This window comes from Pseudoalteromonas sp. SR41-8, assembly GCF_014163915.1.
Taxonomy (GTDB): domain Bacteria; phylum Pseudomonadota; class Gammaproteobacteria; order Enterobacterales; family Alteromonadaceae; genus Pseudoalteromonas; species Pseudoalteromonas rhizosphaerae.
In genome coordinates this window covers 70,980-97,958 of record NZ_JACJEE010000014.1, presented here as the reverse complement: position 1 = coordinate 97,958, position 26,979 = coordinate 70,980, and the positions used below count along the sequence as shown (strand labels likewise).

At 39.5% G+C, this 26,979-nt stretch carries 20 protein-coding genes and 5 tRNA genes; 12 read left to right on the top strand and 13 right to left on the bottom strand.

Annotated features, from left to right (window positions below; all coding sequences use genetic code 11):
* The 8 genes from H5162_RS11495 to H5162_RS11460 all read right to left on the bottom strand — a co-directional run bounded on the left by H5162_RS11495 (position 1) and on the right by H5162_RS11460 (position 6,991).
* On the bottom strand, positions 1–3,084 hold the full coding sequence (locus H5162_RS11495) for an efflux RND transporter permease subunit (protein ID WP_182778561.1): 3,084 nt from the start codon (positions 3,082–3,084) through the stop codon (positions 1–3).
* Complete coding sequence (locus H5162_RS11490; RefSeq protein ID WP_145237533.1) at positions 3,081–4,382, bottom strand: efflux RND transporter periplasmic adaptor subunit; 1,302 nt, start codon at positions 4,380–4,382, stop codon at positions 3,081–3,083. The genes H5162_RS11495 and H5162_RS11490 overlap by 4 nt, the downstream gene beginning before the upstream one ends.
* Positions 4,383–4,384: 2 nt before the next feature.
* Positions 4,385–5,785: an efflux transporter outer membrane subunit gene (locus H5162_RS11485; protein WP_182778559.1), complete on the bottom strand. Its 1,401-nt coding sequence runs from the start codon at positions 5,783–5,785 to the stop codon at positions 4,385–4,387.
* Between the two features lie 513 nt (positions 5,786–6,298).
* Positions 6,299–6,374: transfer RNA gene (locus H5162_RS11480), tRNA-Phe, on the bottom strand.
* 133 nt (positions 6,375–6,507) lie between these two features.
* Positions 6,508–6,583 (bottom strand) — tRNA-Thr (locus H5162_RS11475).
* A gap of 58 nt (positions 6,584–6,641) precedes the next feature.
* Positions 6,642–6,717, bottom strand: a tRNA-Phe gene (locus tag H5162_RS11470).
* A gap of 50 nt (positions 6,718–6,767) precedes the next feature.
* Positions 6,768–6,843, bottom strand: a tRNA-Thr gene (locus H5162_RS11465).
* 72 nt (positions 6,844–6,915) lie between these two features.
* Positions 6,916–6,991: transfer RNA gene (locus H5162_RS11460), tRNA-Phe, on the bottom strand.
* A 513-nt stretch (positions 6,992–7,504) separates the two neighbouring features.
* On the opposite strand from H5162_RS11460, the gene H5162_RS11455 reads away from it, so the two are divergent.
* Entirely contained in the window at positions 7,505–10,276 is a 2,772-nt protein-coding gene (locus H5162_RS11455) for a hybrid sensor histidine kinase/response regulator (protein ID WP_145237540.1), read from the top strand.
* A 49-nt stretch (positions 10,277–10,325) separates the two neighbouring features.
* On the opposite strand, the gene H5162_RS11450 is transcribed toward H5162_RS11455, so the two are convergent.
* Positions 10,326–10,598 (bottom strand): oxidative damage protection protein, encoded by a 273-nt coding sequence (locus tag H5162_RS11450; protein WP_145237543.1) that lies wholly within the window; start codon positions 10,596–10,598, stop codon positions 10,326–10,328.
* A 30-nt stretch (positions 10,599–10,628) separates the two neighbouring features.
* Positions 10,629–11,696, bottom strand: a complete 1,068-nt coding sequence (mutY, locus tag H5162_RS11445; RefSeq protein WP_220493598.1) for an A/G-specific adenine glycosylase — start codon at positions 11,694–11,696, stop codon at positions 10,629–10,631.
* 166 nt (positions 11,697–11,862) lie between these two features.
* Between mutY and trmB the strand changes: the two genes are divergently transcribed.
* From trmB to arcA, 5 genes are all read left to right on the top strand, one after another.
* Positions 11,863–12,588, top strand: a complete 726-nt coding sequence (gene trmB, locus H5162_RS11440) for a tRNA (guanosine(46)-N7)-methyltransferase TrmB (protein ID WP_145237549.1) — start codon at positions 11,863–11,865, stop codon at positions 12,586–12,588.
* Positions 12,589–12,621: 33 nt separating this feature from the next.
* The gene (gene rsmC / locus H5162_RS11435) at positions 12,622–13,647 is read left to right on the top strand and encodes a 16S rRNA (guanine(1207)-N(2))-methyltransferase RsmC (protein ID WP_182734478.1); all 1,026 of its coding nucleotides are present in this window, start codon (positions 12,622–12,624) and stop codon (positions 13,645–13,647) included.
* 147 nt (positions 13,648–13,794) lie between these two features.
* The gene (locus tag H5162_RS11430) at positions 13,795–15,420 is read left to right on the top strand and encodes a sensor histidine kinase (RefSeq protein ID WP_145237555.1); all 1,626 of its coding nucleotides are present in this window, start codon (positions 13,795–13,797) and stop codon (positions 15,418–15,420) included.
* A complete protein-coding gene (locus tag H5162_RS11425) occupies positions 15,417–15,941 on the top strand; it encodes a YfiR family protein (protein ID WP_145237558.1) in 525 nt (174 codons plus the stop codon). Before H5162_RS11430 ends, H5162_RS11425 begins: the two co-directional genes overlap by 4 nt.
* 108 nt (positions 15,942–16,049) lie before the next feature.
* On the top strand, positions 16,050–16,766 hold the full coding sequence (arcA, locus tag H5162_RS11420; RefSeq protein ID WP_016709833.1) for a two-component system response regulator ArcA: 717 nt from the start codon (positions 16,050–16,052) through the stop codon (positions 16,764–16,766).
* A gap of 27 nt (positions 16,767–16,793) precedes the next feature.
* On the opposite strand, the gene arcB is transcribed toward arcA, so the two are convergent.
* The gene (arcB, locus tag H5162_RS11415) at positions 16,794–19,118 is read right to left on the bottom strand and encodes an aerobic respiration two-component sensor histidine kinase ArcB (protein WP_145237561.1); all 2,325 of its coding nucleotides are present in this window, start codon (positions 19,116–19,118) and stop codon (positions 16,794–16,796) included.
* A gap of 213 nt (positions 19,119–19,331) precedes the next feature.
* On the opposite strand from arcB, the gene folE2 reads away from it, so the two are divergent.
* The 4 genes from folE2 to H5162_RS11395 all read left to right on the top strand — a co-directional run bounded on the left by folE2 (position 19,332) and on the right by H5162_RS11395 (position 22,696).
* On the top strand, positions 19,332–20,252 hold the full coding sequence (gene folE2 / locus H5162_RS11410) for a GTP cyclohydrolase FolE2 (RefSeq protein ID WP_182760010.1): 921 nt from the start codon (positions 19,332–19,334) through the stop codon (positions 20,250–20,252).
* 91 nt (positions 20,253–20,343) lie between these two features.
* Entirely contained in the window at positions 20,344–20,937 is a 594-nt protein-coding gene (locus H5162_RS11405; RefSeq protein ID WP_145237569.1) for a DUF2726 domain-containing protein, read from the top strand.
* A gap of 102 nt (positions 20,938–21,039) precedes the next feature.
* Complete coding sequence (mtnN, locus tag H5162_RS11400) at positions 21,040–21,747, top strand: 5'-methylthioadenosine/S-adenosylhomocysteine nucleosidase (RefSeq protein ID WP_182717012.1); 708 nt, start codon at positions 21,040–21,042, stop codon at positions 21,745–21,747.
* Position 21,748: 1 nt separating this feature from the next.
* Positions 21,749–22,696 carry a cobalamin biosynthesis protein gene (locus H5162_RS11395; protein WP_145237575.1) on the top strand — a complete coding sequence of 316 codons (948 nt, stop codon included), beginning with the start codon at positions 21,749–21,751 and terminating at the stop codon, positions 22,694–22,696.
* 63 nt (positions 22,697–22,759) lie between these two features.
* Here H5162_RS11395 and tyrS read toward each other — a convergent pair whose 3' ends face one another.
* Positions 22,760–23,959 (bottom strand): tyrosine--tRNA ligase, encoded by a 1,200-nt coding sequence (gene tyrS / locus H5162_RS11390; RefSeq protein ID WP_182778557.1) that lies wholly within the window; start codon positions 23,957–23,959, stop codon positions 22,760–22,762.
* 150 nt (positions 23,960–24,109) lie between these two features.
* Between tyrS and H5162_RS11385 the strand changes: the two genes are divergently transcribed.
* Positions 24,110–25,423, top strand: a complete 1,314-nt coding sequence (locus H5162_RS11385; protein ID WP_145237580.1) for a peptidoglycan DD-metalloendopeptidase family protein — start codon at positions 24,110–24,112, stop codon at positions 25,421–25,423.
* A 373-nt stretch (positions 25,424–25,796) separates the two neighbouring features.
* Complete coding sequence (locus H5162_RS11380; protein WP_182734484.1) at positions 25,797–26,222, top strand: hypothetical protein; 426 nt, start codon at positions 25,797–25,799, stop codon at positions 26,220–26,222.
* Positions 26,223–26,708: 486 nt separating this feature from the next.
* Here the strand turns inward: H5162_RS11380 and H5162_RS11375 are convergent, their stop codons facing one another.
* Positions 26,709–26,885: a hypothetical protein gene (locus H5162_RS11375; RefSeq protein ID WP_167542971.1), complete on the bottom strand. Its 177-nt coding sequence runs from the start codon at positions 26,883–26,885 to the stop codon at positions 26,709–26,711.
* Positions 26,886–26,979 lie beyond the last annotated feature (94 nt).

Sequence of the window (26,979 nt, the reverse complement as noted above, 5' to 3'; positions counted from 1 at the left end):
TTACTTAAACCAGCTTTGTGCTCGCTCCATCAGCAAGTAATTAACTGGTACTAGCAACAAGGTAATAAAGGTCGCAAAAATAATCCCAAAGCCTAAACTTACAGCCATTGGGATTAAAAATTGCGCTTGAGTGGCTTTTTCAAACAGCAACGGCATTAAGCCTATAAAGGTGGTTAAACTGGTTAACATTACAGGGCGAAAACGTGACGCGCCAGCCAGTTTTACCGCTTCCAGTAATTCGCCGCCTTCACTGCGTTTTTTATTTATAAAATCAACTAATACTAGCGAGTCATTAACCACAACACCGATCAGGGCCAACATCCCAAGTAGGCTCATAATGGTTAATTCCATTCCCATAATCCAGTGTCCTACCACGGCACCTATCATACCAAACGGGATCACACTCATGACGATCAGCGGCTGTAAGTAAGATTTAAACGGAATAGCTAATAACGCATAGATAATGAAAAATACAGATACCAACGCCCAAGCAAGCGAGCCGAACGATTCACGTTGTTCTTTCGCCTCACCTTCAAGAGAGTGACTAACGCCAGGATATTGCTGCACCAACTCATCAAGGTAAATTTTTAAATCGGCTTGCAGCACTGTCATATTGGTGTTTTCTTTTTCGATATCTGCCGTAACATTCAGAGTCCGATAGCGGTCGATACGATTAATCGTTGAAGGACTTTGCCCAGGCACTAGTTTAGCTACATGTGATAACGGTACTGTGCCACCGGTTGGGGTGTTAATAAGGATATCTTTTAAGTCAGCCACCGAGCGACGTTCATCAAGAGGTAAACGCACCATAACTCTGACGTCATCACGACCACGTTGAATACGCTGTGCTTGAGCACCAAAAAACGAGTTACGTACTTGCTGTGATACATCAACCCGATTTAAACCCAGTGCTAAGCCTTGCTCTGTTAGCTCAATTTGCAGCTCTTCTTTACCATCAGACATGCTATCAGCAATATCAAATACTGTTGGGTAAGTCGCCAAACGCGCTTTGACCTGCTCAGCCACTTCTTGCAAGGTTGATAGCGAGGTTGCTGTAAGCTGGACATCAATTGGATCTGAACTGCGACCTATTTCAGCCCTAAAAGTTAAGCTTTCAGCGCCAGGGATCACACCTATTAAATCGCGCCATTCACTGGCAAGCTCCCGCGAGCCTATATTAGAGTCACGTTTTTCAGCAGGGGTGATTTCAAAGCGTACACTCCCTGAGTTTGATGCACCACCACGACCACCCGTGGTGGCTAAAATGTTTAAAATAACACTTTCGCCTGTATTTTCATCACGGTACTTATCTTGTAATTGACGTGCTTTATCCGACATATCAATCACGTATTTATTAGTCACTTCAAATGGAGTACCTGTCGGTAATGTTAAGCTAACACGCACCGTTTCGCTCGGAATACGAGGGAAGAAAATAAACTTAGTCCACCCACTGGTAACCATAGTTAAAATAATTAAAAAGATCCCCACAAACAAGCTTACCGTAGCTAGCTTATGGCGTAAGGCCAAGTTTAATAACGGTTGATAATACTTTAAAATTGCATGCTCAAAACCATCAGCAAAACGCTGTTGAAATTTATCAAACTTAGATGGTTCGCCTTTTTGATGGCGTAACTTTATATATTTTAGGTGCGCAGGTAATACAAATTTAGATTCAATCAGTGAGAATAATAATACCGGGATCACAACTACAGGGATCTGTGCAAACAGAGCACCACGACTACCTTCTATAAATGCTAACGGTAAAAATGCCGCAACCGTGGTTAAAACACCAAAAGTCACAGGGGTAGCAACTTCTTGGGTGCCACGAATAGCTGCCTGCTCGCCAGATTCAGCGGTTTTTAAATGGGTATAAACGTTCTCACCGGTAACGATTGCATCATCAACCACAATCCCTAGCACTAAGATGAAGCCAAACAAGCTCATAATATTTAGCGTTACCCCAAACAATGGCATGGCTAAAAATGCGCCCATAAATGATACTGGAATACCAATGAATACCCAAAAAGCGATGGCGGGACGTAAAAATAGCGTCAATAACGCCAGTACCAAAATACCACCTTGTAAAGCATTGGTGGTGAGTGTGGCAATACGACTTTTAACCAGCTCTGAATCATCATCCCAGTAACTTAAATCAAACCCTTGTGGTAATTTACTTTGCTGGCCTTCAATATATTCTTTTACTTCATCGGCTACTGTTATGGCACTTTGTGGACCAATACGATATACATCGATAAAGGCCGCTTGCTTACCATTAAACCGAGTCCGCACTGGGGTTTCTTCAAAGTCATCGCGGATAGTAGCAATATCACCTAGACGAATAATAGTACCATCTCTTTGATTTTTAACTGCAATGCGAGCAAACTCGTCTTTGCGATATGCTTGCCCTTTAGAGCGAATAAGTACATCTCCCCCTTGGGTTTTTAAATTCCCCGCTGAAATATCAGTACTTGAGTTTGATATCGCCCGTGAAATATCACTTAAGCTCAAACTGTATTGACGCAATGTATCTTGGCTTACTTCAATTGCTAATTCGTAATCACGCACACCACTGAGTTCAACTTGAGTAACACTGGGTAAGCGCAGTAATTGGTCGCGCACTTGCTCTGCATATTCACGGGTTTCTTTTTCACCGTAGTCACTGGCAACGGTAACCGCAATAACCTCACGTTTACGCTCAGCTAATGCAACAACTGGCTTTTCAGCATCTGCTGGGAAGGTATTAATTGCATCGACTCGGCTTTTTATATCGGCCAATAACTCTCGAGGATCGTAACCGCTGTCGACCTCAATACTCACTGACGCTGACCCCTCAGATGAGCGACTCGATATTTGTTTGATGCCTTCTAAATCTTGTACTGCCTCTTCAATGCGAATGGTCACCCCTTGCTCTACATCTTCAGGAGTTGAGCCTCGCAAGGAAACACTGACGCTAATACGATCGGTTTCAAAAGACGGGAAAACTTCTAAAGGAATTTGCGTGGTAAGGCTAAATAAACCCGCAAAAACAATGCTGATCAGCAATAAATTAGCTGCAACATGGTTTTTAGTAAACCAAGCTATCATGGCTTATCTCCTTGCGAGCGAGCAGCTTTACGCTTTTGCATCAGCTCTTCAACAGTGATCCCTTGTTTTTTAGCCATCGCTGCTAACTGTTCACGTGACGGTCTTTTGCCAGTAGGCTGACTGCCCTCTTTATCAGCTTCACCAATAACTTTAACAGCAGTACCTGAACTAACTTGACCAAGTGGTGTAAGCACTAACTTATCACCCATGTTCAAACCATCGGCAATAATTGCTTGCGTGGCATTTTGCCACGCTAAGCGGATATTTTTACGCTGTAATACACCTTGATCAACAATATATACATAAGTACCTTGGTAAATAGCACTGTTTGGAATAACCAAGACATCAGCGACTAATTTGCCACTGATCTGCGCTTTAATATATTGACCAATCTTAATCGGGTATTGGTTTTGAGCAGTTGCTTTGTAAGGATCATTGATTTGGGCAACAACATAAAGCTGCTGAGCATTTTCATCGATGGCCCCTTCAGTTCTGGCAACTTGTCCTTGCCACTTTTGCATACCAACTAGGTCAGAGCTAAATTCGACAGTTGAGCCATTGGCATTTTTCATACCATCTCGAAATTGCTCTGGCAAATCAATAAAAGGTAAGTCTTTGTTTTTAATTGGCAACCGTATTTCAACACTATCTATGGCGTAAATAGTTGCCAATTGTGTGTTGTTACTCACCACTTGACCAAGATCCACACTGCGACTTAATACTCGCCCTGCATAAGGGGCTGTTATCTTTGTGCGCTCTAAGTTTAAATTCGCTTTTTCAAGTTTTGCTTGTGCTGAAAGTACTTGCGCTTGAGCTGCGGCTAGTTGCGGTTCTCGCAGTACTAAATTACTTGCCTGCTCACCATTACCTAAACGCTGCCAATCGATAATAGCCTGACGACTACGTGCTTGTTCTTCTTGAAAGCCTTGCTGCGCAGTGAGTAAATTAGCTTGCGCTTCTTTCACTTCAGCGCGGTGATCTCTGTCATCAAGCTGTAAGAGTACATCGCCTTTTTCAAAAAAGCCCCCCTCTCTAAATTGCTCACTGCTGGCGATGATCTGTCCTGAAGCTTGAGCGACCAAGATACTTTGAGTGCGCGGCTTTACAGTACCAAAACTGTCAACCATCACTTGATACGGCTGTAGCTGTAAAGTTTGCACCGCCACACTTATTTGCGCTTTAGGTGGTGAGCCAAAACGCTTTGCTTCTGGTGGGTTTGAGCTAATAAACATTACTAACAAGGCAGTAGCTGCGATTATAGCCGCAGGGATAATAATTTTGGTTTGTTTAATATTCATAATTATTGCTCAGTTGACTCGCTGGTTGGCTGTGAAAAATCGCCACCAAGGGCAATATGGAGATTAATTCGGTTAATAATTAATTGGTTCTTAATTTCAATGACAGAGCTTTGTGCGTCAAAGGACCTATCTTGCGCATCGAGTACCGTAGTGTAAGTTACTAAGCCACTTTGATATTGCTCAAAAGAAAGTTGCTCTGCTGCAATGGCATTTTCTTGTGCCTTAAGTGTAGCTAAGTAGCGAATTTGCAAAGATTGCTCTTGCGAAATAGCTGTTTCCACCTCATTAAATGCATCATATAGGCTGGCTAAATATACTTGCTCCTGACGTAACACAGCTAAACGGGCAGCTTCTTCATCAGCACTTAGCCTACCAGCATCAAAAAGTGGCGAAGAAATACTACCCACTAATGACCATGCTAAGTTTGATGGTGAAAATAAATCACTGACACGATCAGCACTGTCACCTAACGTAGCGCTCAGATTTAAACTTGGAAAACGCTGCTTGTGAGCATAAGCTAAATTAGCATCAGTACTTAATAACTGATACCAGCTCGCCATTAAACTTGGTTTACGTGTGATAAGCTCTGACGGTAAACCTAAAGGGATAGATTTATTTAATAGAGGTAAGTCAGCCTCAACACTTAAAGCACCGCGCGGGTAGTCGCCAGTTAAACGCTCTAAAGCCCGAATTGCTTGACTGAGAGTGGCTTTTTGACCAGCAATACGTGAACGCTCATTGCTTAACTCATTACGCGTTAAATAAACATCTAAGGCATCATTTATACCTTGACGATAACCCGACTCAATAATTGCTAGGTTCTGCTCTGCGTTTTTTTCTCGTTGCTGGTACAGCGCCAATAATTTTTGCGCCGTTATTACATTAAACCAACCACTGACCACATCACCTACTAAGCGTTGTTTTGCTTGTTGAAAATTTGCCTGCTGCGCTAGAAAATCAAGGTTTGCCTGGCGCTGCGCATCAGAAAGCTTGCCCCATAAATCAACTTCATAATTAAGTGTTAAATTTGCTGAACTGACATTGCTATAACTAACTGGACGATTGTTTTTACTGCGATTAGTTCGCGCAGATAAATCTAAACTCGGCCAAAGAGCCGCGCCCGACGCAATTAATTGCTGCTGTTTAATTGCAACATCATACCCAGATTGTAAAATCTCTTGGTTACTTGCTAATGCTTGTTCAACCAATGCAAATACCTGTGGGTTTTCTAATTGTTGAAGCCAATTATCTTCAACCTTAAATGCTGACGCCTTTGCTTGTTGCCATTGCTCAGGAGCATTTGCTGTATGTTGCACTCGTTCAGTTGGATTTAGCTGATTGCTGCATGCACTGAGCAGCAAGGCACTGACTACCACTAAACTCGGCTTAAGTTGCCAAATCATATAAAAACCTGAATTACTTATATTTATGAGTGTAATTCAAGCACCAGTTCACAGATAGCTCAACTGACTTTACATAACATTACAAATATCACAATAAAGAGTCGTTTTTGAGGGTTGAGTTTGCCAATTTATATTTACTAGTGGGAAATGCAAGCCGGTGTTTACGTTTAGAAAGTCAAGCTTGCCTTAATACCAATCGTTTTAAGTTACTGACCATTTGATAACAAGGCATAAATTTTGACATCTAGTTGTTCTGCATGAAAAATTTATAACACAGTTAGCGCTTTGTTTAGCTCGCTAGAATAGTTAAATATTTAAGTCGATTGGTATAAATTATAAGAGCGCTAGTTTGCACGTTATTTATAAAAGGCGCGAGTTTTTGAGATTAAAGATTACAAATTAAAGAATGGTATTGTACAAGAGTCAGAATTGACGCTGTTTTTCTTCGTAAACTGCTAGCTTAGTTTATTTCAGATACAAAAAAGCCCTGCAAATGCAGGGCTTTGATATAAATGGTGCCTCGACCCGGAATCGAACCAGGGACACGAGGATTTTCAATCCTCTGCTCTACCAACTGAGCTATCGAGGCACATAAACTGTGCAAATTAATTGTTAAATTAAACACTTAATCTAAATAAATGGTCCGACTAACCGAGTCGAACTGATAACCTGAACGAATTACTGATCACAAGTCAGTTGCTCTTTCAAATTATCTAAATAAATGGTGCCGACTAACCGAGTCGAACGGTTGACCTACTGATTACAAGTCAGTTGCTCTACCAGCTGAGCTAAGTCGGCACACTAAACTGTGTGCTAAGGCACGTTTCAATTTTAAAGATTGATAACTTTTAATAAATGGTGCCTCGACCCGGAATCGAACCAGGGACACGAGGATTTTCAATCCTCTGCTCTACCAACTGAGCTATCGAGGCACATTAACTGTGCAGATTAGTTGTTAAATTAAACACTTAATCTAAATAAATGGTGCCGACTAACCGAGTCGAACGGTTGACCTACTGATTACAAGTCAGTTGCTCTACCAGCTGAGCTAAGTCGGCACACTAAACTGTGTGCTAAGGCACGCGTAATAATGTTTTAATCATTTGATTTAAACACCACTACTTAAATAATGGTGCCCAGAGGCGGAATCGAACCACCGACACGAGGATTTTCAATCCTCTGCTCTACCGACTGAGCTATCTGGGCAATTTCAGTATTAATAAAAAATCACAAAGGATTTTCAATGCAATTCCCACTTAGCTCTACTGACTTAGCTATCTGGGCGATTTCAGTTTTAATAAAAAATCACAAAGTATTTTCAATACAATTCCCACTTAGCTCTACTGACTGAGCTATCTGGGCAATTTCAGTTTTAATAAAAAATTATAAAGTGTTTTTATACACTTTCCGCTTAGCTCTACTGACTGAGCTATCTGCGTGTGCGGCGTATTAAACTGGTTTTGCCCTTTCAAGTCAACTTTTTTTTTATTCTTTATAACTGTTTGCACGGTTTTTCAACAAACTGTTTAATAAACGTAAAAAACGCTGTTTATTACAACAGCTGTTTGTAGTTTAACGTAACTGTCTATTAATTTAGGCTCCTTGTAAACAACAGCACTAAAAACGTAGTGAATTATTTCTGGTAAATGGTAGGATTGACTTCCAGTACACAAGCGACTGTTTAGATTGCGGTTGATAATAGATTAAGTTGGATAATAAATGCAGAGTAAATTTTCTTCTCCTGTAAAAGGGCTGTTACCTCTTTTTATACTAATAAACTTAGCCGTAACAGCACTCGCTGTGGTTGCTTATTCTTTTTACCCTAGTAACACTGAAGACTCAAAAGCACCACCAAGTTCACTAAGCTTAATAACGTTAGCTGAGCAATTAGACACACCTTTGGTTAATGCATTGACTCGAACAGGACAAGATAATGCCACTCAACTACTAAATTTAAGCGCTTCGCTAAATAATCAATTTGATTACTACTTATATAGATATACACCTACTGCTCAAACACAATTGGTTTTTGCCAGTAATAAACCAGCAATTGCACCGCTAAAACTTGATCAACATTTAGCTGAGCAAGGTATTATCCATCATCAATTAAATTTAAATGATCAACCCGTTGGTGAATTAATCATTAAACAAAAAATCACTGCCCCCCCTCTACTGCCAAATTATTCCATCGTGCTTGCATTGGCTATTGCAGGAGTTGCTGGAGTAAGTTTATTTTTACTAGCGCTGTTTTTTAACGTTTATCTTAATACGCGGATCCGCAAAAGTAGTGACACTCTTGCACATGAATTAGAGAGCATCACTAAATCTGGCAGTTACAATACACATATCGACGAACAATTAGATATCGGCCTTGGCGTTGTAGCTAAAAATATCAATCAACTATTACAGCAAGTACAAGATGCTATCAATAGTAATGACGTAGCCCAAAAAGATTTGCAAAAACTGCAAAGCAGTCTGGAAACTGAAGTGCAAAACCGCACTTTAGCGCTTGAAAAAGCGAGCCATAGAGCTGAGCAAGCTAGCGAAGCCAAAACCACGTTTTTAGCAACTATGAGCCATGAAATACGCACCCCAATGAATGGCGTTATTGGCACCATTGATTTACTAAGACAAACAGATCTCAATGGCGCTCAGCATCGCCTAAGTACAATTATTCGTGAATCAGCCTTTTCACTATTGGGGATTCTGGATGATATTTTAGATTTTTCGAAAATTGAAGCGGGTAAACTAAATATCGACCCAACTCCTTTTTCGGTCTCGGATACTATTGAGGAAGTTGCCAGAGTATTATCATCGGTTGCAAAAAAACGTCAGCTTGATTTAGAGCTAGCTATAGCACCTGATATACCAGTTAATTTAATTGGTGATACTGTTCGCGTTCGCCAAGTACTTTATAACTTATGTAGTAATGCAATTAAATTTACTAGCACCGATGAAAATCGTCTAGGTCAGGTACGCATTGCTGTAGAAGTGGCACAAAATACTGCTGACCATTTTACTCTGCGTTTTAGCGTCAGCGACAATGGTAAAGGTATGAGCCAAGCTCAACTGCGTGAAATATTCAATCCATTTATTCAAGCTGAAGGATCAATTACCCGTGAGTACGGTGGCACAGGCCTAGGTTTATCTATTTGTAAAAGTTTAACCGAGTTAATGTTAGGGTCCATTAGTGTTACCAGCGATATAGGTATTGGTAGTGACTTTGTGGTGGAATTGCCATTTAGTACTGAAAACACCATAAAGTATGCCCATAAAGGTGCGTTGAAAGATCATTCTGTAATACTCATCACTGAGCATCAAAGCAGAAAACAAACGCTTTCTCGTTATTTATCATTTATGGGGGCAAACACAATTACGGCGCAAACGGTGCAAGAAATTGAACAATCTCAAGATAACCCTGGCGTTATCTGGGTGCTTGATGGGATCGATTCAATGGATAGCATTAATTACTTATTACGCCGTTTACTGTACACCCTTGAAGATAATAACCAACAGGTGATCGTACTTAGTAAATTAGATGAAGCCGCAATAAATCATAAAAACATCTTCTATCTCAATGCGTCGCCATTGTGTAAGTCAAACTTTATGATGTCGTTATTGGTTGCTGCGGGGCTGCATACACCAAAACAAGTTAAACCTGTTAAAACCCTTAATAATTATTTAAATATTGAACAAGCACGTGAAGAAAACAAACTCGTGCTACTTGTTGAAGACAATGTTTTGAATCAACAAGTACTTACCGATCAACTACATTTACTTGGGTTTGGCGTTGAAGTTGCTGATAACGGCGAGCAAGGTTTAAAAATGTGGCAAAGCGGCCGTTACCCGTTAATTTTAACTGATTTACATATGCCTAAAATGTCAGGTTACGACATGGTTGAAAAAATTCGCGACGAAGCTGCACAACTTGAAGACATCAACGCTCAGCCTTATGTTATTGCAATAACAGCAAATGCCTTAAAGGGTGAAAAAGAACGCTGTTTAAATGCTGGTATTAACGATTTCATTACTAAACCAGTTGAATTAAATACGCTAGAGGCAACTCTTAATAGTTGGAGTGAAAGCAAGCAAGGACCGATTACGGCTTCTCCTAATAAGCCGTCAGCACCAATTAACTTTGAAATGCTCGCTAAATACATAAACAATGATGAAGCAAAGCAGTTACGATTCTTTAAAATGTACTTAGAGCAAAGCCATACGTTAGCTAAAGACATTAACACAGGGGTAATGACCAGTGATAAAGAAATAATAATTGCAGCTTGCCACCAACTTAAATCTATATCAAAAACAATTGGCGCAGAAAAAGTAGCTGAGCTAGCTGCTGACTTTGAAGATAACTGTAAAGAACAAGACTTAACCAGTGATCAACTAATTGAACTGCGTGACAATTTAGAGATTGAGTACTCCCGTGTTGCGCAGTTTTTAAAAGAACAAGTTAGTAATGCCCAAGAGCAAGATGATCTGATTTAATTCAAGCAGTAAAAAAGGGCTTATTGCCCTTTTTATTCGCATGTGAAAATTATTTTTCTGGCGGACGGTAGCCTTCGATTTCTACATCTTTATCTTCGAACAAAAAGCCAACCATTTGCTCTTCTAGAAAAGTACGATGCTCTGGGTCCATCATATTTAAATGTTTTTCATTGATCAGCATTGTTTGCTTGTGCTGCCACTGTGCAAATGCTTCTTTAGAAATATTATTAAAAATCCTTTCACCCAACTCACCTGGGTAAAGTTGGAAACCAAGCCCTTCGGCTTCTTTTTGTAACTTTTGACAAAATACAGTACGTGCCATGATTGCTCTCTTGTGCTCTTCGAAACGATATCAGTTAGTGTAAACTATTGTAGCAATTTGTTTAACTAGCTTTTTAGTTGGGGCGGCTAAACCAACCTCTATTGACTGGTCCAACAGGTACCAAACTAGTTGTCGCTCATTCACCATATCAGGCACTTTATGCAAAGTGAGTACATGCGGATTAATAGTTAATTCAAAGTGCGAAAATATATGCGTAAAAGGCTCAATTGGCACAGTTGTAACAGCAAGCCCTTGCTGCGCTAAAAAAGTATCTAACTGAGATTTTTGCTCAAATTCAAAAAAACTAAATAAACCGCCCCATATTCCTGAGTTAGGCCTTTTTTCCATCAATACTTGATCATTACATTGAATAATTAATTGATGGCACACTTTCTTTGGCACTGCTTTTTTAGGTTTTGAATGAGGGAACTGTTTTACCTGCTCAGTCTTATACGCTCCACAACGCGAACGCAACGGGCAAGGTTGGCAGTCAAACTTGCTACGTGAGCAAAGGCTTGCTCCTAAATCCATCATTGCTTGGTTAAACTCAGTCACTTGTTTTGCTGGAGTTAACTGCTCTGATAGTTGCCATAATTGGTTTTCAACTTTTTTGACTCCGTACCAACCTTCAATCATAAAAAATCTGGCAAGCACACGTTTTACATTACCATCTAATATAGGATGATGTTGGCCAAGAGAAAGCGATAAAACAGCTCCTGCAGTCGAGCGCCCAATTCCTGGCAAAGCGACAACCTCATCTAACGTTGTTGGAAACTCACCTTTGTATTGATCTCGAATTATCTTTGCGGTTTTATGTAAATTGCGAGCTCGAGCATAATAGCCCAATCCGGTCCAGTGATGCAGCACGTGATCTTCATCTGCATTTGCTAAAGCGATAATATCTGGAAAACTTTGCATAAACTTTTCAAAGTAAGGAATAACTGTGACTACCTGAGTTTGTTGCAACATCACCTCAGACACCCACACCTTGTAAGGTGTTTTATTTAATTGCCAAGGTAAGGTTTTACGCCCATGTAATTCATACCAATCGACTACTTGCTGAGAAAACCAGCTTGCTTCACTGTTGTTTAACTTCAAAATAATTACTTTTTAAACCCGACTCTTAATGGCGCTCAGTCTATTGCAGTGAGTTAAAATATCAAGTTATAAACATACACAAAAGATAAGGCCTTGTGATCAACGCCGTGGTCAGGGATAATACGCCACCATTTTAAGACATGTTGTTTTCATCAGGCCAAAATATATGAGTGATTCAAGTAACGATAACCTTGAGCAAGCGATGCAAGAAGGTAAATATATTCGTACCATTCGCAGTTTTGTTAAGCGCGAAGGTCGTTTAACCAAAGGACAAGCTGCGGCAATTGAAAAATGCTGGCCAACCATGGGGCTTGAACATCAACAAGGCATGCTTGATCTAGCCCAAGTATTTGGTAATGACAACGACGTTGTTTTAGAAATTGGTTTTGGCATGGGTAAATCATTGGTCGAAATGGCCAAGAGCGCACCACACCTTAACTTTATTGGTATTGAAGTACACCGCCCAGGTGTTGGCGCATGTTTAATGGATGCTGATGAAGCAGGCATTACAAACTTACGTATTTTTGAGCATGACGCTGTTGAAGTATTTGCTGATTGTATTGCAGAGGGCAGCATTACTACGGTGCAACTATTCTTCCCTGACCCATGGCATAAAAAACGCCACCATAAGCGTCGTATTGTGCAACCTGCATTTGTAGAGAGCTTGCGTAGCAAATTAAAAATTGGCGGTGTATTCCATATGGCAACAGATTGGGAAAACTACGCTGAACATATGCTTGAAGTAATGCAAGCAGCGGAGCATTTTAAAAACCAATCTGAGACTAACGATTATGTACCACGTCCTGATTTACGTCCCTTGACGAAATTTGAGCAACGCGGCCATCGTTTAGGTCATGGCGTTTGGGATTTAATGTTCGAGCGTATTAGCTAAATTAATCAAAACAACTTTAAGGCAAAGCCATTTATGAGCGCATTAACTAATCCAAGTTCACTTTTACTACGCAATAGTGCAAACCTAATGGCGGACTCTATTTTAGTAGTTAATTTTGTGCAAGATGGCTTTTTGTCACAACTGCGCCAGTTAAATCCAAACAGCAAGATCAGCGCTTTTAGTTACAACCATGCTAATGGTGAGTTTGCTAAAAATATCAACAGTATTGATGTTTGTGTTAGCCATGAGATAGCCGGTCAACACTTTGACCTCGTTATTTATTATTACCCAAAAGCAAAACCTGAAGCATTGATGACGTTGGACAATATTCGCGCGGTTATCAACCCAGACGCTGAGTTACTGGTGGTTGGTGAAAATAAAAGTGGTGTGAAATCGATTGAAAAGCAATTTAGTAGCCACTGTGAATACAGCAATAAAATCGATAGTGCCCGCCATTGTGCTTTGTATTTATTCACCGAGATAAAAACCTTAGCTGAGTTTGTTATTACTCGTTACCATAAGCAATTTAATGTTGATGTTGCTGGCGTTAGTTTTAATGCCATCAGCGTACCTGGTGTATTTAATCACGGTGAACTTGATGGCGGTACTAAAATACTGTTAGAGAATGCACCTGTAATTAAATCTGGCAATGTACTGGATTTTGGCTGTGGCGCGGGTCTTATTGCGACCTTCTTAGGTTTAAAAAATCCAGCTTTGAATTTTACCTGTACGGATGTTAGTGCTCTTGCAGCTTATGCAACCTCGCAAACATTGGCACTTAACGGTGTTAACGGTAGCGCTTTACTAAGTGATGGGTTAGCAAATGTAACTGGAAAATTTGAGCTTATTATTTCAAATCCACCATTTCATACCGGTATTGCCACTGATTATACTGTTGCTGAACAGTTTTTAAGTGGTGCTAAACAGCACTTGACTAAGCAAGGCAAGTTAACCATTGTTGCAAACTGCTTCTTGAAATACCCGCCAATTCTAGAAGCTCAGTTCGGTAGTTATCAAGTAGTACACAAAACCAATAAGTTTTCAGTGTATAGCAGTTAATTGCTGCTATAACCTCACAAACGCTGCCAAATAATATAAATGGCAGCTTTTCAACAAAGTTATTATATTTTTTAGTCACTTTGATAGGTCTTTGCTAGACTTACAGCAACTAGATAAAAATTAAATAACTTGGCCTTCATTACAATAATGTCTAAATCAACATCGCCAACAAGTATTCGCAAAGCACTGATAAGCGCAGTCATGCTTGTTACTGCCTTGTGTTTATCGTTATCTATTTCTATTTCAACCTACCTAGATGTCAAAGAGCAAAAGCAATTAATTGTCAACAAGCTCAATATTCTCGCTGAAATAATCGCTTTTAATGCACAAGTAAGTGTACTGTTTGATGATAGGAAAACCGAAGAGCAACGCCTTAAATCTTTCGAAAAAATTCCACTCATTAAAAACATACATATTTATGCAATCGACGAAATATCAAATAAAGCAGTATTTTTTACCAGTTTCAATGCACGAAAAACCCCACCAGTGCCACTTCGAGTTGATAGTATTGAGCAACTTCAAGAACCTAGAATCACTGAAGACTACATAGAGCTAATCAAACCAATTACTTACGAAGGTGATATTAAGGGTTATGTGTATATTCGTGGTGGCTTAGAGCGCCTTAACGCCTATATTAACCAAAAAATTCTTATTGATATCCTTTTAACGCTATTCGTTTTAATACTGGTTTATTTTGTCGCAAAACGAATTCAAAAGCGTATTGCCGACCCCATTGACCAATTAAGTACGTTGCTGCAAGATGTTTCGAAAAATCATAATTATAGCGCCCGAGCTCCGAAAACTAATATTACCGAAGTCAATATGCTTTCGAATAGTTTAAATATCATGCTAACTCGCACACAAAATCAAATAGAGCGTCATAAGAATGATAAGCAAGAAATTAAACAGTTAAACCAAAGCCTAGAAGAAAAAGTAAATCAACGTACAATCGCACTCCGAGAGGCAAATCAAGAGTTGCTAACAACCCTTGAGCGAATGCATCAATACCAAAACCAAATTGTTGAAAGTGAAAAAATGGCCTCTTTAGGGCAGATGGTTGCAGGTGTTGCACATGAAGTAAATACACCGATTGGCTTAGGGATCACTGGTTCTACCCTGCTTCGCGATAAACTGGCAGAAATAAGTCTAGGGTTTGAGCAAAAAACCTTAACCTCAAACCAATTGAAGCGCTTTATCGACAATGGCATAGAAAACTTAGACCTTATCTATCGAAATTTAAATCGTGCTGCGGAACTGGTATCCAGCTTTAAAAAAGTAGCAGTAAACCAAGATGGTGAGCTTAATTCGCTGATCAATATGCATGATCTTATAACTAACGTAATGCTTTCTATGCGTACTGAACTAGAGATCAAGGCTCCTAAAATCGTTATTCATTGTTCTGAACAATTGATGATCGAAAGTAAAGCGGGTCCCCTACAACAGGTATTACAGCAATTATTAAGTAACTCGATAATCCACGGCTTTAAAGATAATAAAAATAACGAAATAGAAGTCACAGTGGAACGTAACGAAAGTAGCTTGATCATCAACTATTACGATAATGGTATCGGAGTTGATAAAAGCGTTAAAAAACGCATTTTTGATCCCTTTGTTACCACTAAGCGCGGCGAAGGTGGCAGTGGTTTAGGTATGCATTTAGTTTACAATTTAGTCACACAAGCCTTAGGAGGCAGTGTTTACTTTGATGATCAAAATATAGAAGGTACGCGCTTTATAATTACCTTGCCATTAACAGAGGCAAGTAAAGTATGAGATTAACAGGTTTATTACTGGCTCTGATGCTGCTGTTTCCTACCTTTTTACAGGCCAAATCCCCTGAACAAGTCAAATCGGCGTTCCTATTTCAGATTGCAAAATTCGTCGAGTTCCCTAAAGTTAACAATAAACAGGCTGTGACTTTTTGTTTTTATGACGTTGAACATGGGATTGGTGAGCTATTAAAGGATAATTCGAATCTTAAAATTAACGATATACCGATTGAAACCGTATTAATTAATAAAAAACAGCAAATTTCTGAACTTTCTCGCTTTTGTGATATCACATACATTGATGAAACAATGGAAGATGATATAATTCCACTTTGGATCGATACCATTTCATTAAGTACCTTAACAGTTGGTGAGAGTATCAGTTTTTTAGAAAAAGGAGGCGTTGTCTCTTTGGTCCAAGAAGGGAATAAAATCCGACTGTATATCAATAAGCAGCAGTTGTTGCGCAGCAGTTTTAAAGTGCAATCTCGGTTATTAGCTGTTTCTAAATTTCATCCGAATTGATTTTACTTGTTAACAATTGGATATACTCCTATAATCACTAGTATTCGGTTTTATAATACAATACCGAATTAATTGTAAATAAAATATTCCGAAAAAGGTTAATTAATAATGCAAACGCCAGTCATTCTGATTGTAGAGGATGAAGACGTAACTCGACTAAACCTCGTTAGTTTATTTGAAGCTGAAGGTTACAAAGTTATTGAAGCCATTGATGGCGATGACATGCATGACAAGCTTACAAATAATGATGATGTGAACCTTGTAGTTATGGACATCAACCTGCCAGGCAAAAACGGGCTAATACTAGCGCGTGAATTACGTCAAAAGCGTAACGTTGGACTTATTTTCCTAACCGGTCGTGATAATGATGTAGACCGTATTTTAGGCCTAGAAATTGGCGCGGACGACTATATTACTAAGCCGTTCAATCCTCGTGAATTAACTATTCGTGCTCGTAACTTGCTTTCTCGTACTGCCCTTGGTGGTGAAGAATCAAGCCTTGAAACAAATGGTGTGATCACATTCAATGGCTGGGAACTTGACGAAAATAGTCGCTGTTTAACATCGCCAAATGGTGATGCCAAACGTTTACCTAAAGGTGAATACAGAGCACTGCGTCTAATGCTTGACTCTCCGGGCCGTATTTTCAGTCGTGAGCAACTAATCAAGCATATGACTGGTCGTGAGTTACGTGCGAATGACCGTACCGTTGATGTAACGATCCGTCGTATCAGAAAGCATTTTGAAAGTGATAACAGCACATCTGAGCTTATCAGCACCATCCATGGTGAAGGTTATCGTTTCATTGGTAAAATTGATAGTTAATATCTGTTTTACCAAGTAATGACAGCATTAACGTTCTAATTGCTGTAAGAATAAATGAAGGGCATGTTGCCCTTCATTTATTTTATCTGCCAATATTACTAACCAAGTCTTTAATACTTCATCACTTTCTTCAATAGAACCATGTTCCATGGTCTTAGCGTGTAACTGTACATCATTTAAACCAACTGAACCTGCAGCACCTTTAAGCTTATGTGCTACAGACTTATACTCTTCACGGTCACCGGCTGCTAATGACGTTGCTAACTCTTGCTGATACTGTGGATTTAGCTTTTCAAATAAACTGCTGCTGCGCTTAAATGTTACTATGCCCATCGAATTAACAAAATCTTCAATGGTTTCAACATCAAGTAACTCTACATTGATATTTTCACTGGCTTCTTTGCTAACCGTCAGGCGTGTTTCATCAGACTGTTGTAGATGTTTAATATCAAATAGTTCAGCCAGCATTTTATCAAGCTTCGTGGTATTGATAGGTTTAGCTAATGCGCCTTGAATTGAGATCCCTTGTAACTCTTCTTCGGCGCTACGCACATTAGCCGTAAGCGCGACAATAGGTAACTTATCAAAATGGCTATCGGCACGGATCTGTCTTGCTACTTCATCGCCATTAATATCTGGCAGTTGCATATCTAGCAGTACTAAATCCAGATCATCCTCAGTTTCAACAAACGACAATGCATCTTCACCGGTTTCAGCCCAGATAACTTCATGACCACGTTGCTCAAGTAAGTTAGTGGCGATTTCAGCATTAAGCGGCACATCTTCAACTAGCAAGATATTCAAACTACGGCCAACATAACTTTGTTCAGCCGGAGCGATACAAAGCGCCAGCGGTATTTCAACCACAAAACAGCTGCCCTCTCCTTCGGTACTGCTTACATGTAATTGTCCTTTCATTGCTGTAACCAAAGCCTTGGTGACCGCTAAACCAATACCTGATCCTATCGCATTAGTACCATTTAAATCCGGCGCTTTATAATACATATCAAAAATACGATGTAATTGCTCTTGTGGAATACCTTGCCCGGTATCTGTTACTTTCATGACTAACCACGCGCCATCCGCACGATTTTCCCGAGCACACGCTAATTGAACTTTACCTTTTTGGGTAAATTTAACCGCATTATTTATTAAGTTCCATACCACTTGGCGTAATCGGGTCGGATCTAGCTGCGCATAAATATCCAGCATACCTTTGCGCTTAATTTCAAACTCTAAGTCTTTTTGCTCAGCGATCAATCCTGCAAAGTTAACCACATCATTAATAAAATCAGAGACGTTTATTGAGTCGGTAACAATATCGAGTTGTTCGCGATCTATCTTATCTAAATCTATAATATCATTAAAAATATTTCCTAATGTTTCAGCACTAGAAAATACGGTGTTACACCAACTACGTTGCTGCTTATCCAAGTCGGTGTCTAGTAACATACGGGTTAAACCCACAATACCATTGAGTGGAGTTCGTAATTCATGACTTAGGGTGGCAATAAATTTCCCTTTGTCTTTATAAGCGGTTTCAAGTGCTTGAGCTGCTTCTTTGCGGCTGGTGATATCACGCCCAAATGCTAATAAGCCAATGTAATCACCGTCATCATTAATAAATGGGAGCTTGCGCATTTCAAACCAACGGTTTTCATTGCCTACAGGGTATTCAACATCAAGCGTTAAAGCGGCGTGAGTTTTTTCGACTTTGTTATCAGTTAGTAATACTTCCGGTAAGAATTGCGTTGGGTAAATCTCCTCTGCAGTTTTACCTATTAACTCGTCACTTGATTTCCCCATAACCTCTTCAAACATTTTATTACAGCCGGCAAAAACACCATTGTTATCACGGTAATAAAATAAATCAGGGGATGAATCAACAATAGAGCGCAGTAACATGCCTTGTTGAGCAAGCTCTTGCTGGGTTTTTTTACGTTCAACTATTTCTCGCCTGAGTTCTTCGATTGCACGGTGCTTGGCATGAAATGCCATTTTACGTTCATCTATCTCTACATTTAAGCGATTGATATTATCTTTTAAAGTTTGATTTAATAATTTTTCTTGCTTAGTGGCACTATCTAAATACGCATAGGAAGCATCTAACTGGCGGATTGAATTGATCAACACACTGATAATAATGGGCGACACTACTGCAGTAAAAAATATCACGGCAAGCACATCGACAAGCATCACCTCGCCTACTGCAACATAATAAAACATACACGATAATATTAATGCCAGTACTAATAGTAAGACATAACAAATAGTTGCGGTTTTGAATTCACCAAATCGAGTAATTAAACTAGAAAGTATTCGAGCCCATGGACTCAAAGAGGAATCGATCATATATAAATCTGTCTCTTAGCTATACATATAAGTATATAAAAAATCAGCTGACTACACAGCTATAAAAAAACGACTAGTGTTAGGATTTTAGCACTTTTGCATTAACTATTTTCATGTTCCGCGACGAAAACAGAAAATTTTCATCTACCACGTATTTTTTATTTATTTCGTGTAAAATATTGCGCTTTACAATTGCCAATAACGAGATTTTCCATGCAAAGCAACATGCCCGATATAGCAGATACGGCTCCCGCCTTACAAACAGGTAAATTAGACTGGGTTGGTATGGCTGATATTGAACTGCCTTTTTTATTTGAATCTCGTGATCTTGCGCCTATTAATGTCAACGCTAAAGCTCGTGCTTTTGTTAATCTTCACAAAGAAGACGCAAAAGGTATTCATATGTCGCGGTTATTTTTAGCGCTCGATACCCTGTCAACTGAGCAACACGTTAACCCGCAAACTATTGCACAAGCGCTCGATAGCTTTATCTCTAGTCACACTGGATTAAGCGACCAAGCTAAAATTGAATTTAAGTTTGAACTACCGCTGCGCAGAAAATCACTCCTTAGCGGCAAAGCGGGTTGGAAAAGCTACCCGTTGACCATAGTGGCAAAAATTGACCGCGGTGTACTTAGTTTTGAATTAAGCCTTGATGTAACTTACTCATCAACTTGCCCATGCTCAGCGGCATTAGCTCGCCAACTTATTCAACAAGCCTTTGTTGAAAAGTTTCAGCAGCATACTCTTAGCCATGAAGAAGTGGTCAACTGGCTTGGCAGTACCGATGGCATAATCGCCACACCGCATTCTCAACGCTCTATTGCCAATGTAAAAGTCAAACTAGATAGTAGCATCCGTGAGTTTGATATTTTGAGCTTGATCGATACTCTTGAAGATGAGCTTAAAACCCCTGTACAAGCGGCAGTTAAGCGTGAAGATGAGCAAGAATTCGCCCGTTTAAATGGTCAAAATCTGATGTTTTGTGAAGATGCTGCGCGTAAAATCAAAGCCGTGTTAGAAGATGCACAATACGCCGATTACTGGTTACAAATAAACCATTATGAATCTCTGCATGCCCATGATGCTGTAGCGATTGCAGTAAAAGGAATTGCTGGCGGATACCAGCCATAACTTAGCTGTTATAAAGTGTAACTTCATTACAACTGGGCACGTAAATTGCTAAGTAATTTATAGTGTCAATTTGTTGTTGTGGAGTTACCGTATGGAATTCGCTTTATTATCAATTTTAGTATTAGTCGTAGGGGCATCTGTTGTTGCGTCAAAGTTTACCGATGATGGCGGAAACCCTTACCCATTCACGCGTAAAACCAGTGTATTTACGCAAGTTGAAAGCTCATTCTTAAACCTTTTAGAACGTGCTGTAGGCGATCAATATAAAATTGTTAGCCGTGTAAAATTAATCGATATCATTGATTGTAAAAAAGGTTTATCTGCTAAAGCTAAACGTGCTGCAATCGCTAAAGCAAAAAACAAACAACTGGATTATGTGCTGATTGATAAAGAAAAGATGACGATTGTGGCAGCGGTTGACTTAGTAAACAACGCCAATAAAGATGGTCATAAAGCACAACGAGACTGGTTTGTTAATGGTGCACTTGAAGCTGCTGGCATTCCACATATCCGTATGAAAGTTAAATCTGGCTATCGGCCATCAGAAGTACGCGAAGCAATTATGTTTAAGCTTGGCAAGCCGACAGCACAAAGTAGTCGCCCGACACGCAACCGTGTTACTAAGCCGGCGGTACTATCTCCTTCGCAAGCTAAAGCCCATTCCACAGCTTTAGCTGAAATATAAGTTTTCTTAAACGATAAAATGCGAGCTTTTAAGCTCGCATTTTTGTTTTTTATCGCTAACTTCACGTATAATCTAAACATCTAATTAGAGGAATTTAAAATTATGAATGTCGGTATTATTGGCGCGATGGAGCCAGAAGTTAAAATTTTGCGTGAAGCAATGCAAAATCCACAAATTCTAACTAAAGCAGGTTTCACTTTTTATACAGGTGAATTAGCTGGTAACACTGTGACTTTAGTGCAATCAGGTATTGGTAAAGTCGCCTCTAGTATTGCAACAACGTTATTGATTGATAATTTTCAACCAGACTGTGTGATCAACACAGGCTCTGCCGGTGGTTTTGATCCATCTCTGAGTGTTGGCGACGTGGTAATTTCATCTGAGGTACGTCATCATGATGTTGATGTAACCGCTTTTGGTTATGAAATTGGCCAAGTACCACAGATGCCTGCTGGTTTTGCCGCTCACCCTAAATTAATAGAGGCTGCACAACAAAGTGTTGAAAGCATCAGTGACGTGAAGACCCTGATCGGCTTAATTTGTACTGGCGATTCATTTATGTGTGATCCGGTGCGTATTGATAAAGCCCGCGCGGACTTCCCTACTATGTTAGCTGTAGAAATGGAAGGCGCTGCCATTGCACAAGTATGCTTTTCTTTAGCTACACCGTTTGTAGTGATCCGTTCAATGTCTGATATTGCAGGTAAAGAGTCACCACAGTCATTTGAAGAATACCTAGAAACCGCTTCAATAAACTCATCAAAAATGGTGGTCGCATTACTAGAAAAGCTGACTACGGTAACGCTCTAACGTGTTACTCAATTTAGTTCAGCAACATTTGGACTTTATTGTATTTATATTAGCGCTCCTTGCTGAGCGCTTTTTACCTTTGGTAAGCTGGTATCACCCAAATATATTTTTAACTGCGGTATTTAGAGCTCTTGGGAAACGCGTTTTTCGAAAGAGTGAACCTGCAAGTTACCAATATTTGTCATCCTCGTTATGTTTCACCTTAGTCATTTTAGTGATCATGACCTTGGTAGTCTTACTGCTTGAATTCGCCTATTACCCTGAACTATTAGCTGGGTTAATTTTATACCTCTGCCTAGAGTGGCGAAGTGTAGAAAGTAAAGCACTGCGCATTGCACGACTCGTTAAACAAAATCAAAAGTCTACAGCCCGAGAGTTATTAAAACCGCTACTTGCTCGTCAGGTAGATAAATTATCAGGCCCAGGTCTTTGCAAAGCCATCATGGAAACGCTGATCTTAAGAGTTGCTCGTCATTACTTTAGCGTTATTTTCTTTTATCTACTATTTGGCCCTATGGCTGCACTGGCTTATCGCTTACTGACTTTGATCCACCAAGCTTGGCGCAAAGATATTATGCCTAATAGCCCATTTTTAAAATCACTTAGTTGGCTATTATATATTCTTGAGTGGTTACCTACGCGGATATTGGCGCTGACTATTGCAGCAAGTAAAGCCAGTAAATTGAGCATTCATTATATCAAGCATTATGGACGACATTTTTATCAAATAAATAGTGGCTGGTTATTAAGTTGTTGTTCGGCCTCTGTTGGTGTGCAACTCGGTGGCCCTGCCATATACCAAGATACTCGATTTGATAAAATGCGTATTGGTACTGAACGTTTACCGCAGGCTGATGATATTACTGTATTGATCAATCGGCTAAATCAAGCGCGTGGCTTTTGGTTACTGGTTATATTTGGCATCGAAATCATTAAAACAATGTTGTAGATCACAAAGAGTAAAAAACCAGCCGAAGCTGGTTTTTAAAACTGAATTTTCATTCTTTACCTATTAAGCACAGGTAATATTTGCAAACTTACGCTTACCAACTTGATAAATAGCTGTGCTGCCTTTTGCAATTTCAAGCTTAGTATCAGTGACCTTTTCTTCGCCATTGATTTTAACTGCGCCTTGTTTGATCATTCGCATAGCTTCTGATGTACTCGCAACTAAGCCAGCTTCTTTAAGCAAGTTAGTAATAAATACGGTATCTTCATCAATCGTTACAGTCATATCTGGGATATCATCCGGTAACGCATTTTTTTGAAAACGTTTAATAAAATCTTCATGCGCACCAACAGCTGCCGCATCGCTGTGAAAACGAGCAATCATTTCTTTTGCTAAATCGATTTTAGTATCACGCGGATTAGTACCTTGTGCAACCTTTTCTTTAAGCGCAGCAATTTCGTCAATTGATAAGCTACTTAGCAAATCATAATAACGCCACATCAGCTCATCACTAATAGACATGATCTTACCAAACATATCGTTAGGAGCATCAGTAATACCAATGTAGTTACCTAATGACTTAGACATTTTTTGCACACCGTCGGTGCCCTCAAGTAAAGGCATCATTAATACGGTTTGTGGCTTTTGGCCTTCGTCTTTTTGTAGCTCTCGACCCATTAATAGATTAAAGCGTTGATCAGTACCACCGAGCTCAACATCAGCTTCAAGCGCAACTGAATCCCAACCTTGCACTAATGGATACAAAAACTCATGAATCGCAATTGATTGTCCGCCAGCATAACGCTTTTTAAAATCATCACGTTCTAGCATACGAGCAACCGTTTGACGTGCTGCTAGCTTGATCATACCTGCAGCGCCTAAATTCTCCATCCAAGTTGAATTAAAAGCAACCGTGGTTTTAGCCGGATCAAGAATTTTAAATACTTGTTCTTTATATGTTTCAGCATTTGCCAATACATCTTCACGGGTTAGTGGCTTACGAGTTACATTTTTACCCGTTGGGTCACCAATCATACCGGTGAAATCACCAATTAAGAAAATCACTTCATGACCTAAGTCTTGGAAGGTTTTCATTTTATTAATTAGCACAGTGTGACCTAAGTGTAAGTCAGGTGCAGTTGGATCAAAACCAGCTTTGATCTTTAGCTTTTTACCAGACTTTAGCTTTTCGACTAACTCGTCTTCAATTAATATTTCTTCAGCACCGCGTTTTATCTCTGCTAGAGCGGTTTGTAAGTCCACTATGTATTACTCCAAAAAATTCAGTCAATCTGGTGATTCTAGCGTAAATCCGCGCCAGTTTAAATCTACAAAACACTGGTATTAACGCTTTATTAAGTATATCCTGCAATATTAGTGATTAATTATCTTGACAGCAGGAAAAGGCACGTTATGGTTCGCGTTGTGCACACTCTCCCAAAAAAACACAAATTGCTTATTTTAGGCTTGGTTTCTGCTATTGCTGCTTTAACACTCATTCCTTCAGAAAAAGCCACCGCCTCTAAAGACAATAGCGCTGATGCGTTAGAAATTGGCAAGCGCTACGAATTACAAATTAAAGTTGATGACGTTGAGCAATTAACTGAATTAAATTCGCAAGAAGATGCAGCAAAACTCCCAGAATACGATCTTATCGATTTCGAAGTTAAAAACGGTGACAATTTAGCACTTATTTTCAAACGCGCCGGATTCTCGGCGCAAACCGTTCATAAACTGCTTAATACCAATGCAGAAACACGTAAACTTAGTAAAATTCACCCTGGTGAAACATTAAGCTTTGCTACCGCCGAAGATGGTTCTTTGGCACAGTTACGTTATGTGATTTCAAAAACAGATACCCTGTTCGTTACATTAAATGAAGAAGGTAACTACGATACGTCTATTGATAGTAAAGAAATTGAAACATTAACTAAATCAACAGGCGGAGAAATTACTAACAGCTTTTGGACCTCAGGTATTGCTGCTGGTTTAAGTGAACGGCAAATAATGAACTTTGCTGATATATTCGGTTGGGATGTGGATTTTGCCAATGATATCCGCAAAGGCGATCAATTTGGTTTAATCTATGAATCGCATTATGTTGATGGCGAGTTTATTGGCACAGGTAAAATTATTGCCGCTGAGTTTATTAACCAAGGTCAACGTTACGCGGCTATCCGTCACAGCGATGGTACTTTTTACACGCCTGAAGGGCGTAGTATGAAAAAAGCATTTTTACGTGCACCAGTTAACTTTAAATATATTAGCTCAAGCTTTAATCCGCGTCGCTTACACCCTGTAACAGGACAAGTAAGAGCACACCGTGGGATTGACTACGCAGCTCGTACTGGAACGCCAGTAGTTGCCTCTGGTAATGGTAAAGTAATTAAAGCTGGTTACAGTAAGTATAATGGTAACTATATATTTATTAGTCACGGCACACAGTACGTCACTAAATACCTACACCTTAACAAGAAACTAGTTAAAACTGGTCAAAAAGTTAAGCAAGGTCAAAAAATTGGTACTGTCGGCTCCACCGGTCGTGTAACAGGCGCGCACTTACACTACGAGTTTTTAGTTAACGGCGTTCACCGTAACCCTAAAACGGTTAAGTTACCGAAGTCAGAGCCTCTGCCTCGCGACGAGCTTGCTAAGTTTAAACCAATAGCAGATAACTTCTTAGCGCAGCTAGAGCGCAACCGAGAGCTACAGTTAGCGCTTAAGTAAAGCCGCCAGCGGCCAGAAAATATAAAACCGTTGCTATGCCAATAGCAACGGTTTTTTTGTGGATCTGTAGCCATAAGCCATAAGCCATAAGCCATAAGATTGTGTGTTCTGACCCCGATAAAATAGTCACGCGTTAATTTACAATAAAACAAAACTAATCAGCAACTAACTGTATACATCAATAGCAGCTTGAATTTTGTCCAATGTTACTGCTCTCTACCATTTGGGTGTATTGCTGCATTTAGAAAAGTGAAACGAAGTTACTAATTATATACAGCTGTTTATTTGATGACTAAGATAAATACATCGTAATATGGAGATTTGTCGGTTTATAAAACGACAAATGTCGTAGATAAAATTATTAGGCAACCCTATGTTTAACATCTTCAAAAAGGTAAAGTTTGAGCCCGAATTCCCAATCATAGAGTTGGATTTAACTCCTGATAAAGTATTCAGAAAGCTATCGACTTTCTCATCAGTAGAAAGGATTGAAGATTCAAGTAAAAAAGACATAGATTTTGAATTTGTTGTTGAAAATGACGTAACTCGTATTCACGTAGGCTTTGCGAATGATAGGGTTTCATACATAAACTATCTCACAGATCAGTTTAATAGCAGTGAGAATGAAAAGGCGGAGAAGCTTAATTGGTTTTTGGAATATTACGGCAGCAAGGAAGAGTATGGTGAGCCAAATAACACTGCCTATATGATATTTTTTCATAACACCAAAAGTAAACTCTCAATTGTATACGGACTTCACATGGGAGCTATTCGTGTCAATAACCTTGCAGATGCCTAACAAGTTTGTCATACGGAACCCTTTTGCTACGTTTAGTTTTGACTGGCTTTGTCATTGTGCCCCCATCAATGATTCTGTATGAAACTAGACAACCAAGAATTACATGACTTATTAGTCAAAAAACATGTTAAGTACTTCATCTGCAAACTCACTTGCAACAGCAATGAAATTTATTGAATAAGTAGGACAACAAGGACGGAGAAGCGATTTATTTCTCATGCTGAATATGTATCCAAATATCTATCGATGATTTTAAACCTGTTGAGGCTAAATAGTACAAGCTAAAAGTTTGACTTCACACATAATGGTTCATGAATCGTCAGTTATTGCATTTAAGACATCCGATAATGCTGTGCATTGATGCAGACTGGCAGGATATTTTTCGTTGGGTTTCGGGGTGTTCAACCACAACCTACGCAGGCAATTTTAACGCTGGGCAACTTACTGCTTCTAGCTGCCCTGAACCTTAAAACTGACGGCTACGCTCTATCTCACCAACACATAAATCAATTGCACAACCAATGAAATCATCACTAATGGCCAGATGTATTTGGCATATTTAGTCGCACCATCTAGGCCCATTTTAGACTGATACTTTTCAAGTAGTGGCACAAGAATGATTAATGCAACAAACAGTGAAATTAAAATCACGAAGATATTCATACCATTCCTATTTAATAAAATATCTATCGAGTATACCCAATATGCAAGCAAAAAAAAGCGCAGTAAATACTGCGCAGTCGGTTGGAAGTAAAAG